Below are 10958 nucleotides of genomic sequence, written 5' to 3' on the forward strand. Positions count from 1 at the left end.
GCGTGGGCGCTGCGCACGGGCGTGCCGATCGACTGGATCGAATCGGGTGAATTGAAAAACCCCCGCCCGGATGGACCGAACGGGGGTAGTGAGTGCGCCACGAGGGATTCGAACCCCCAACCTTCTGTTTGGGAGCTTCGTGCAATTTCCGGCGCTCTGATCTCGGATAACGACTCAGTCAACATTCTTCCCCTCCGCCGCGATGCGTCACCACTAGTGGCGTGATCTCGGGATGATTATTCTCATGACTATTCCTGATGTGTGGGCGCGTATTATTGCCCTCTTCCTTGCACATGAGACCGCCGGCGGCTTCCCAGCAACGACGCTGAGAGCACGTCGCGAGCACCTCGAACACCTCGCGCGTCGAATCGGTCGTGAGCCTCACGAGGTCACCGGTGAAGATCTCGCCGCATACGCGGCAGATCAGAAGTGGGCAAGGGAGACACGACGAGGTCGGCGAGCCACGTTCCGCAAGTTCTGGGGCTGGGCGCTCGAATCGGGATATGTCATGGTCGACGCGTCCGAGGCTCTGCCGAAGGTGCGCGCCGGGGTCGCCAATCCCCGCCCGTGTCCTGACAATGCCTATAAGGCAGCGTTGATATCTGCGCGCCCACGAGAGCGGCTGATGTTGCGCCTATCCGCCGAGATGGGTCTGCGCAGAGCAGAGGTGGCCCATATCCACGCACGAGACATCGAGGATGACCTCGGCGGATGGTCACTCATTGTTCATGGCAAGGGCGCTAAGGATCGCACCGTGCCGCTGCCTGCTGGTCTCGCTCGCGAGCTGATCGATGCTTGTGGGACCGGGTACGCCTTCCCGGGCAACGACGCCGGGCACCTCTCGCCGCGATGGGTCGGGAAGCTCATTACTCGACTATTGCCTGAGTTTGTGACGATGCACGCGCTTCGGCACCGGTTCGCGTCGAGAGCATGGCGGGAGGGCATCGACGTCTTCGTGATTCAGTCAATTCTCGGACATGCGTCGCCGGAGACGACGAGACGATACGTCGCGTTGCCCCGAACCGCCGAGCGGGCGGCAATTGATCGACTAGCGGCCTAATCAAGATAACTAGTCACAGTGCGGGGAGGAACGTCGGCACGATGAGCGCCAGGAGTCCAAGGACGCCGCCAGCAACCGCGACGATCTGCGCGGTTCGGCCGAGCTGTCCCGAGACGCGCTCTTCGAGATCCTCGATCCGCTCGGTGTGACCGGCCAGGGTTCGCCCCTGGTCTGTCACACGTCCATGTACCACGGTGAGTTCGTCGCTGAGCCGGTTCGACTTCGAGGCAAGCTCGGGCAGAGTTGCGTCGAGCTTGCCCTCGATTCTGGCCAGGGACAGCGCGACGTCGGTCTGTTCAGAGCCCATGTCAATGCTTCGCTTTCGAATCGGCGGGCATGAACCACGAGACGGCGACCGTGGTGAGCAGGACGGCAGCGGCGGCGACGTCGCCAGGAACGTCGACGCCGAGCTGTCCGGCACCCCATACGATGAGCAGGGTGGCCGCGCCCGCTGCTCCGGTGGTCGTGGTCTTGGCCGAAGGGCGGGGATTGACGCTCATGTGACAGGCTCCTTGAATGCTTCGTTCCAGGTGTCCTTGCCGATCAGACCGTCTGCGGCGAGTCCCTGCACCTCTTGGAACTTGCGGATGAGCGCGGCGTACTCGTCGCCATAGTGGCCGTCGTTGCCGTAGGTGTTCAGCCATGTCTTGCCCTTGCCGATGTTCCATCCTCGGCGGGCGAGCTGCCGAGCGAACTCTTTGAGCCACCAGTAGTCCGGGCGACCGTGAAAGCTGCGCCCGTACTTGCCGGATACGCTGTTGTCGCCCCAGTTCGCGGGGCCGAAGTACATACCGGGTCCGAGCGGGAAGTCATGGCCGGGGCCGGGCACATCGCCCTTCGACGGCTTCTCTTTTGGCGGGTCGGCGGGGACGGGTTCACGCTTGCCCTCGCCGTTCTTCCGTCGTTTGTGCTCGGCGTTCACGTCGTCGACGAGTTCGCCGATGCGGTCGCGGTAGCGACCTGGGCACGCGGTGTTCTTCCAGTCGCTGTGCTTCCAGTATTTGAGTGATCCAAGTTCTTCTTCGAGGTCGGCGCACCGTTCGACCAGGGTGTCCCAGTCGGCATCGGTCATCTCGGGTCGGCATTCGAGGCCCATGGTGGCACCATTGCCTGCTGTGCTTCCGGCGTGCCAGGTGGCGACCTCGGGTGGGGCGAGCACAGTCACGCGTCCTGCGCTGATGACCTCGTGTGCCGAGCTGCCTTTGTTGCCGGTCACTCCGGTCAGCCAGGACACTACGTTGTCGTGTTTCTGCCCGTCCGATCCCCAGTGATGGATGGTCAGTCCGTCGGGCTTCTTGCCGTGACCGTAGTGGGCGCGTGTTGACGTGTTTCGGGTGGGTCTCTTCTCGACCGTGTAGTTCGGCATGGCTGTTTCCTTTCAGACTGCGTAGAGGTGGGCGTTTGCGGTGGTGCCGCCTGTGATGGAGACCGAGAGCGCGGTGACGTCTTTCGGGATCGTCGCGAGGTGGCGGAGTTTGAGCGAACCGCCAGCGGGGATCGCGTGCGTTCGGGTCGATTCGCCGATCTTGCTCGTCACGGTGGCCCCGGCGGTGCCGGTGACCGTGGCGGTGAGTTCGCGGGTCGATCCGGGGATCTCTCGCCGGAACTGCGGGTACTGGAACGTCTCGGACCACGCCGAGCCGGAGTGAGTCGTGAGCGGATCTCTGCGGTAGCTACTCGACGAATCGGCTGTCGCCATGCCGGAGACGGTGAGGACGAGCAGATTACCCGCGTCGCGTTCGGCTGCGAGATAGTCCAGTGCCTCGGCGAGATCCGCGGTTGTCGTGTTTCCGTCGGTGTCGAGGTTGTGAGCGTGCCACATCATCACTATTCCCACGCGCCAGTCACGAGCACGATTCACCAGTGTCTTCATGGTGTTCGCGTTGTACACATCGCATGAGTAGTGGTTCTGTCCGTCGCGCATGTTTCCGTCGAGCGGCCAGTAGTACGAATCGGTGTAATAGCCGGTTACGAAGCCGTGGAGGTTCATGACCATTTGCCCGGCGACCGTCGTGGTGTAGCTCTCGATACTCGTGGAGGGCATGTACCCTCCCCAGGTGATCGATCCGCCCGGAGGTGCGAAACAGTCAATCGGAAGTCGCGGCATAGCCGCTCGGAGTGTGTCAAGCGCTCCTGAGATTTCGCCGTCGAGTTCGGCGCCGGTGGATTCGCCGTGCGTGCGTCCGTGATTCCACACTTCACCGCCGAACTGGATCGAGTAGTCCTGCATGTCAGCGAAAGTGCCTACGGGCAGATCGACACCGTTGACCGACTCGGAGGTGGTGACGCGGGTGAATGGCAGGCCGCGCTCTTCGAGCAAGGGCAGCACCTTTGCGACGAACTCGGCGGGGGCATCGTCAAACCGCAGAGCGATCACACCTCGCCCATCAGTGCCGATCCGCCCACCCTTTCGAGCCTGGATACCCTGTCGGAGAAGTTCGTGGCCGAGACCGCCTCCGCCGGATCCGTCGAGCTCAATTCCACCGGCATCGAGGCGCACCCACGGGAACCAATTGGACCCGTCGGTCTGTCCTCGGCGCATCCACACTTGCGGTGTCGCGTTGACCGTGGTGTACCGCTGCATGACGCCGGTTCCGACTGACATAACCTCGACGATTCCGTTGATCGCCACGGGCCTGTTGAGCGTCACGCCAGACGCAGCCCCGTAAACTCCATCAGAACGAATGTCGTTCAAATCCGAATTTGACGGCAAAACGCCCTGATACGTCATACCTAGTTGAACCTCTTTCCAGGGCGACCAATTGCCTGTGAACTGGTCGCGATAAAAAACTCTCGTCCCCTCGCCTCCGACTCCGAGAGTCTGGAAACGCTGTGCTCTCGCACCTGTATCCAGTACGTTCGCGTTTTCGATGACACCGGGACGAGCAGCCGGTAGTCCAAGTGTAGTAGCAATTGTGGAATTGGAAATTCGGTACATGCCGGGGTCGAGTGCGGCGAGATTACTGTTCTCGTCCAGAGAACCTCTCCAGAGTCGGCCATTGAATGCTGCGTGAGCATTTGCCCGAATTGCGTCGTCGCCGCCGGAGATCAAGTCGGTCGGCTGCGGGAGTCGGTATCCGGCTCCCTTGACTTCTGCATCTGTAGCCATTGTTCGTTGTCCTTTCAGCCGTTCCACGGCCAGTTAGCAGCGCTCCACGGGATGCGTGCGGCTTCCCACGTCATCGGTGCAATGTCGGGCGACCATTCGCCCACGGTGGCGATTGAGGGCGTGAGAGAGAGTTCGAGATCCCATCGGTCGCCGCTGATCTTCTCCGTGATGCCTGAGGCGAAGCTCACACCTTGGGTGTTCACGTACCAATCGCCGCCGAGGAATACCGGGTCTCCCATTTCGAGGCCGAGCAATTGCCGAGCCTGTACTCGGTGCGCGGGCTCATCGGACGAGATCAGACGGAGTAGGTCGATCGTGATCGAGGGCAGCCGGTAACCGGAATCCACTCGCTCGGCTCCGTATGAGAGATAGTTCAGGTGCAACGGCTGGTAGTCGTCGTAGAACCTGATGTGGCCCATGTCGTGATCGACGAGAGGAATGCGCACGTCGTTGACGTCGTAGCCGGTCATCGCTGACCTGTGGCCGTTCGAGTCCTTCCAAATCACCCGGTGGTTGCGGGGCCGGTTCTCGTTCGGCTGCTCCCATGTCGCTGGCGAGATTGCCTGTGACCTGGTGATCGGGATTTGATACTCAAGCCGGGACATGGCCACCGACCACCGATATGCGAGCGTGAGAACTCGGTCGGCACCGGCTCGCGTGTTTTGGACGTAGAAACCGGGGTCATCAAAGTACTTGCGGGAGAACTCCGAATAGTCGATCTTCGCGGTGTCGAGGTCGTAGTCATTGATCATCACGCCGTAATTGGCTTCGGGTGCCGGGAACTCGGCTTTTGGCAGATAGGGCAGGTTCGAGTACTCGGGGTTCATGAAGTGGTCGAACAGGTACATCACCGTGTGCCCGGAGATCTGATTACCCACCCGGTCTGAGTTCTCGAGCTGCGACTGCCATTTCGAGCAGTAGACGTTCGTGTGCCATTTCGAGGGGTCCCAGATGCCGCCGTGATCGTCGATTGTCTGTCGTCCGATTCGGCCGAAGTATCGGGGCTTGATGATCGAAGGGGTCGCGCCGGTGAGTTCTGCGAGGCGGTTCGCGCCATACGTCGTGAGGTCACAATGTAGGGGGCGATCAGTTCGGGAACCACGCGAGGCAATCGTGTTGACTTCCATCGTGTGATCCTGCTGGCCGATTACACTGTTCGACCCTCCGCGATTGATCGTGATCGACGTGATCTCGTGATCGTTCATGGCGAACTCTGAGTCTGCTTCGGACCAGATCGAGATGAGTGGCTGCGTAAGTCCGAGCTTCTTCCACAGTCGCGAAATCTTCGCCATTAGGCACCGACCACCAGGGCGTCGTATTCGGCGAGGATCTTCTTAATCTCCCGTGCCACGCCGAGGCGGTCGGTGACGACGCTGTTGAAGTTGATGGTGACGTTCTTCTCGGCGCTACGGCGCGAGGTCTCTCTCGGGGCCGACGCATCGCGGCGGAGGTCGAGTGGCTGCACGTTCCACACCGGCAGATCGAATGAGCCCGTCAGGTGGCCTGCTCCGGCGACACGGTTCGCGGCCTTGCGGACTGCTGCCCGCTCCCCCACCATCGCGGCGGCGAAGTCATCGACGAGAGCACGGCCTGAGTGGGTGGTGTATCCGGAACCGGAGAAGGGGCCAGTCTTCGCAGGGCTGAACGGGAAGAAATCGCGCACCTTGGACACGACGTTCTTCGCCGCCGAGGTGACCTTGCCGATCATCCCGTTGATGCCGTTGATGAACCCGTCGATCAGGGATCGTCCGGACCCCTTCAGGAGCGAACCGAGATTGCCGAGGGCGTTCTTCGCTTTATTGGGGAACGACTTCACAAAGTTCACGGCGTCGTCGAACTTGCGTTTGACGGTGCCGACGAATTCCTGCAGTTTCGCCTGGCCGCGCTGTTTCAGAATGACGAGTCCGAGAATGACTCGCGCGGGTACTTCGACGGCCCATTTGTAGAAGAACGCCTTGATCTTTCCCCAGGTGGTGATGAAGAACTGAGCGATTTTCAGGTTGATATTGAGGACGAACGAACCGAATTTCTGCAGCCCGGTGGTCACAGCGGCCCAGGTGGCCTTGGAGGCGTTCTTGATCCAGTTCCACGCGGTGACGATGCCATTGCGGAACCAGTCGACGTTGTTCCACGCCCAGATGATGCCACCGACGAGTAGGGCGAGGGCGGCGACGACGAGGCCGATGGGGTTCGCGGTCATCGCGGCGTTGAGCAGCCACTGCCCGGCAGCGGCTGCGCGAGTGGCGACGGTCGCGGCGACCATGGCCACACGCTGTGCGACGAGGGCGGCTGTGCCTCGAACGCGAGTCAGCAGTCCAGCATTCTCGGCACCGTTGTTGACGATTGTCGCGGCGGTGGCTTGTCCCTTCGCGAGTGCCAGCTGCTGTTCGGCTCGGACGTTCGCGAAGCGCAGTAGCTGATTCGCCAGCAGGATCGGGGCGGCGGCGACTTCGCCTGCCCGCACTGCGAGCTGCGCCTGCGCGAGTCCCGCCGAGGCCGCTCTCCACGCGATGAAACCGCCGACGATGAGCGGCATAAGCGCGACGAGGGTGTCGACGTTGTCGGCGAGGAATCCGAGCGCACCAGTGATGAGGGTGAGTCCTGCCCCGGCGAGGGTAGAGAACGCGGGGCCGAGCTTCGGCAGGACGACGAGGAATTCGCCGAACGCGGGTGCAAGCGCCTTGACCGATTCGCCTATTGAGGTGAACTGGGCCGGGGCGTTGCTGATGCCGGACGAGGACAGGAATGCGTCGAATGAGGTGAAGTCGAGTTTGTCGAGCCACCCGGCGACGACGCCCATAGCTCCGCCGAGCTTATTGCCGAGCCATTCGGCAGCGGGAGCCGAGGCGGCGGCAAGTCGGTCGATGACTCCGGTCGCGGACTGGATGAGGGGCACGACCTGCGGGAAGACCCCTGCGAGCAGGCCAGCGCCGAGACGGGAGAGAGCGGCGTTGAAGTTGGCCGTGGCGCCGGGCACCGAGTTGCCAAGTTCCTTGGCCACGTTGCCCGAGGCCGAGGTCATCGCCTTTTCGAAGGTGGCGAAGTCGACCTTGCCCTTGCGAGCCAGCTCGAACACCTCGTCCGAGGTCACTCCCATAACCTTGCCGAGTTCCTGGTAGATCGGGATGCCCTGGTCGGCGACTTGCTTGAGCACGTCGTTCTGGGCTTTGTTCGAGGTCGCGACCTTGTTGAAGATCGACCCCATATCGCCCATGGAGGTCTCAGCAGCGGAGGCCGAGTTGGCAACAGTCGTGAGGGTCTTTTCGAGATCCTGGCCAGGTTTGATCCCGGCAGCGACGGCACCGGCGGCGACGGTCGCGGCCTCGTCGAGTCCGAATGCTGTGCCCTCGACGCTGTTGAGGGCGTTGCCCATGATGACGTCGACGGACTTTGCGTTGTGGCCGAGTCCGGTCAGCTTCTTCGACGCGGTATCGATACCGGAGAGACGGGTGAAGCCTTTGGAGATAGCTACGCCGATACCGGCGACTGCTGCGCCGCCTGCGGCGAGGGCTCCGCCGCCGACGATCTTGCCGAGACCCTTCGCGGCCTTGCCGAGCTTCGACGCGCCTCGCTCGGTCTCGTTAAGCGCGGAGACAGCGCCCGAAGCGTTTCCGGTGATCCTCACTCCGAGGATCGCGGTGTTTCCTGCCACGGGGCTGTCTCCTTCACTTGCGGGATTTGTTCATCTCGTCGGCGCGGTCTTGCATCATCTCGACGGCGGTTTCGAGGACTTCGGGTGGTTCAGCGAGCCACACCGAATAGGGAATGTGTGTCTCGATTGCGAGAGCGACGATCAGGGATTCTGAGTCGTCGGCTGTGTAGGGTCGTCCTCGTCGCGTTCGCGCTGATCGACGAACAGGTCGACGCAATCTCCCGGTTCTTCCGGTGTTCCCTGGAACTCGTCGAATGTGCCCTGGTAGTACCCGGCGCGGCTTGCTGCCGACCACACCATGAGCGTGGTCATCGCCATGTCGTTCTCGCCCCAGTTGCGGGCCTTGCGGGTGCGTTCTGCTCGGATCTTGTCGGCGAGCAGCAGACGCACCTCGTGGGTGGTGCCGTCGGACAGTTCGAACTCTGCGATTTGACGCTTCATTGCCATGGGATTACTTGCCTTTCACTGATCTGATGACGTCGTCGACGTGGTCGGCGTAGAGGCCGATCCATTGCGACTCGGATTGCTGTGCGCCCTGGGAGAGGAACGGGCGCGCTGGGATGCCTCGGGAGATAACACCCCAGTGGACGGGCCGAGCGTGAGGAGCCGAGGCGGTGATGACTCCGGCTGCACGGGATCCGTGAGAGCTGATGGACGACTTAAGACGTCCGGTGCGAACTGGCGCGAGAGATCGAGCCCGTGATGCGGCGATACCGGCGGCCTGGGCGTGGACCGGGGCCAGGTCGTCGCTGATGGTCTCCTGAGCCTCGGCGAGGGTGCGCACAAGGCTGTCGAGTCCCTCGAATTTGATCTCTCGCGCCACGGGTCATTCCCCGCCGGAGCCGGGGGCGTACTCGGCGAGTTTCGGCAGCGCTGTCAGCGACCATTCGAATTCGGACGTATTGTCCGAGTCGACGTCGCCGCCGATGGTGACCGGGCGCACCTTGCATTCGCCATTGACGCTGATACCGCCGTCTTTCAGCGGGGTGAACACGAACGGCATCGTTTCGCCGTTGTGTTCCCAGGTCCAGGCCATGAGTGAGTCCATGGAGTATTCCTGGTAGAACTCTCCGGTGATGTTGCCCGAGAATTCGGCCTCTTCGGTGTCGCGGTCGCCCGAGAGAACGACGACGGTATCGCCTTCGTCATACTCGGGCTCGATCGCGCACTTCGTGACTCCGACGCCGAATTCCTTCGAGGTTCCGGTGTCACCGAAGACGAGTGTCCCCGGCCCAAGCTTCTGCTTCTTGATAGCCATGGTTCGTTCCTTCCTAAGGTGTCCACGTGGTGGAGGTTGTGGTGAGCCGGTAGCCGGACCACCGGGTTTGATTGGTGGTGAATTCGTCGGGTTCAGCGCGGGCGATGTCGAGGGCGGCGACGAGCGCGGGGACGATCTTCGACAGGCGCGCCTGCGCCGTGTTCATGTCGCCGGTGGAGACGATCACCCACAGTTCGTGGGTGGCGACCCAGTGCCGCCGGGTTTCGAACTCGATGCTGGGCGCTTGGACGAGCACCACATCCGAACCTGCCGAGAGTGCAGAGAGTCCGGCGCGGGAGTCCTCGGTGACCCGAACGGTGTCGAGACCGGCGGCTTCGAGAGCTGCCATGGCCTCGGTACCGAGGTCGGTCATCATTTCCGAGATCATGCGATGCCCGGCCCGAGGTAGGGCGCGAGCAGTGGCCGCGCCTGTGCGAGAGGGTCGAGAGCCGGGCGAGCTGGGATCGCTGAGAGGTTCGGGTCCATGAGGCCCTGGACTTCGGACTGGGCGACACGCTTCGACCACAGGTTCGCGCCGGTGAGCATGATCGCCTCGTGAGAGACCTCGGGCGGCACGGTGCTCGTGCCGATGAGGCCGCTCACGAGCGCGACGGCTGCGGTGGCGATGCCATCGACGAATCCTCGGTCGTTCGAGTCGGCGCGGAGATAGGCCATGAGGGCATCTGTGGTCTCGTCCATGATCAGGGCTCGGTCGGCTCGGTCTGGTCTGCGCCGAAGCTGACAGGCATGAGCGCCTGCGGGTGCGGGGTGATGTGAGCCATGTACCCGTAGCACGCGTAGTCGCGGGAGAGGTTGAGCACGTTGTCTTCCTGCAGCCAGAACGGGGCACCGGGCGATTCGAGGGTCTCGATTGCGACCGGGTCGTAGAACAGTCCCTGGTTGGTTGCGCCGTGGAGGACGCTCACGGGCAGGCGGAGCAGTTCGCCCGAGCCTGCGGGCAGGTTCGCGTAGCCGACGACATTGGTGCCGGTCGACGAACCGGAAACGGTGAGCAGCGGGCGACCGTCTGTGCCTGCCTCGCGGGCGAGCTGCTTGAACCGATCCGGCGAGAGCGCGAGCTCCTGCAGGTCGTAGCCACGATCTTCGAAGATCCCGGCGACGTCGACGAGAGTGTCGATCCAGTCGAAGGCACCGAAGTCGTCGGGCACGGACACCGACGAGTTCTCTTCTTCCGAGGCGAGGCGCTCGGCGATCTTCTCGGTGATGTAGAGCTTCGTCGCGGCCTCGGTCTGGCGACCGTACTGCAGGCCGAAGGCTTCGAACATGCCGGTCAGTGCCCACGCCTCGGAACGGTCGATGACCTGGCGGGAGACGGTCTCGGCACCACCGAAGGTGCGGACCTTCGAGCTGTCCGGCAGCACCTGGAATCCGGCACCCTTGGCGAGGGCGTCGAGTTCGTTTTCCTGCTCGGCGATGACGGCGGTGACCACGGTCTTGATGTAGTCGACGGTCATGCCCTTCGACGGCAGCGGACGCGTGCGGAACTTGTTCGTCCAGCGGCGGCGCTCGACGATGCGCTTGGTCAGGTCGCCGATGAAGCCTGGCGTGTTGACCAGCTTCGAGGGAACGTCGGAAGTGGTGATGTCGCGGTACAGGGTGATCGCGTTGTCGTGGCGCGATTCGCGCTCGTCGGCGATTGCCTGCACCCATTCGCCGAAGGACTGGAATTCCTCGGCGCGGGCGGCGAGTTCGTCGACGTCGGTGCCGGGGGTCCATTCGGCCATCTGGCGCTGGATGTCCTCGATCTTGGTGGTCAGGTCTCCGGTCGCGGCGTCGAGGTCGTCGCGGGTGAGAGTGACGGTGCTGTCGCTCATGGGTGCTTCCTCCTTGGGGGCGGGCGGTGCTGGTGGGGTCGGGG

13 protein-coding genes and 1 pseudogene are annotated in these 10958 nt (G+C 62.8%); 2 read left to right on the plus strand and 12 right to left on the minus strand.

All coding sequences use genetic code 11. From position 1 onward, the window contains the following. Together D3I60_RS01640 and D3I60_RS01645 are read left to right on the plus strand one after the other, a co-directional pair. Positions 1-225, plus strand: a pseudogene (locus D3I60_RS01640) (hypothetical protein); the annotation flags it as partial. Between the two features lie 19 nt (positions 226-244). Further along, entirely contained in the window at positions 245-1060 is an 816-nt protein-coding gene (locus tag D3I60_RS01645; RefSeq protein WP_262774399.1) for a tyrosine-type recombinase/integrase, read from the plus strand. A gap of 13 nt (positions 1061-1073) precedes the next feature. On the opposite strand, the gene D3I60_RS01650 is transcribed toward D3I60_RS01645, so the two are convergent. The 12 genes from D3I60_RS01650 to D3I60_RS01705 all read right to left on the minus strand — a co-directional run bounded on the left by D3I60_RS01650 (position 1074) and on the right by D3I60_RS01705 (position 10914). Next, positions 1074-1367 carry a hypothetical protein gene (locus tag D3I60_RS01650; RefSeq protein ID WP_262774400.1) on the minus strand — a complete coding sequence of 98 codons (294 nt, stop codon included), beginning with the start codon at positions 1365-1367 and terminating at the stop codon, positions 1074-1076. A gap of 1 nt (position 1368) precedes the next feature. Then, the gene (locus D3I60_RS01655; protein ID WP_262774401.1) at positions 1369-1560 is read right to left on the minus strand and encodes a hypothetical protein; all 192 of its coding nucleotides are present in this window, start codon (positions 1558-1560) and stop codon (positions 1369-1371) included. Further along, entirely contained in the window at positions 1557-2426 is an 870-nt protein-coding gene (locus tag D3I60_RS01660; RefSeq protein WP_262774402.1) for a peptidoglycan recognition protein family protein, read from the minus strand. The genes D3I60_RS01655 and D3I60_RS01660 overlap by 4 nt, the downstream gene beginning before the upstream one ends. Positions 2427-2438: 12 nt before the next feature. Next, complete coding sequence (locus D3I60_RS01665) at positions 2439-3665, minus strand: polysaccharide deacetylase family protein (RefSeq protein ID WP_262774403.1); 1227 nt, start codon at positions 3663-3665, stop codon at positions 2439-2441. A 518-nt stretch (positions 3666-4183) separates the two neighbouring features. After that, positions 4184-5461: a hypothetical protein gene (locus tag D3I60_RS01670; RefSeq protein ID WP_262774404.1), complete on the minus strand. Its 1278-nt coding sequence runs from the start codon at positions 5459-5461 to the stop codon at positions 4184-4186. After that, positions 5461-7821: a tape measure protein gene (locus tag D3I60_RS01675; RefSeq protein ID WP_262774405.1), complete on the minus strand. Its 2361-nt coding sequence runs from the start codon at positions 7819-7821 to the stop codon at positions 5461-5463. Before D3I60_RS01675 ends, D3I60_RS01670 begins: the two co-directional genes overlap by 1 nt. 141 nt (positions 7822-7962) lie before the next feature. Beyond that, positions 7963-8262 (minus strand): hypothetical protein, encoded by a 300-nt coding sequence (locus D3I60_RS01680; protein ID WP_262774406.1) that lies wholly within the window; start codon positions 8260-8262, stop codon positions 7963-7965. Between the two features lie 10 nt (positions 8263-8272). Further along, positions 8273-8644, minus strand: coding sequence for an HK97 gp10 family phage protein (locus tag D3I60_RS01685; RefSeq protein WP_262774407.1), 372 nt, complete (start codon positions 8642-8644; stop codon positions 8273-8275). A gap of 3 nt (positions 8645-8647) precedes the next feature. Next, entirely contained in the window at positions 8648-9079 is a 432-nt protein-coding gene (locus D3I60_RS01690) for a hypothetical protein (RefSeq protein WP_262774408.1), read from the minus strand. 13 nt (positions 9080-9092) lie between these two features. After that, the gene (locus D3I60_RS01695) at positions 9093-9455 is read right to left on the minus strand and encodes a hypothetical protein (protein ID WP_262774409.1); all 363 of its coding nucleotides are present in this window, start codon (positions 9453-9455) and stop codon (positions 9093-9095) included. Positions 9456-9463: 8 nt separating this feature from the next. Next, a complete protein-coding gene (locus D3I60_RS01700) occupies positions 9464-9778 on the minus strand; it encodes a hypothetical protein (protein ID WP_262774411.1) in 315 nt (104 codons plus the stop codon). A gap of 2 nt (positions 9779-9780) precedes the next feature. Further along, positions 9781-10914: a hypothetical protein gene (locus tag D3I60_RS01705; RefSeq protein WP_262774412.1), complete on the minus strand. Its 1134-nt coding sequence runs from the start codon at positions 10912-10914 to the stop codon at positions 9781-9783. Positions 10915-10958: the final 44 nt, after the last annotated feature.

It is taken from the genome of Brevibacterium permense (genome assembly GCF_025506275.1).
Classification (GTDB): Bacteria; Actinomycetota; Actinomycetes; order Actinomycetales; family Brevibacteriaceae; genus Brevibacterium; species Brevibacterium permense_A.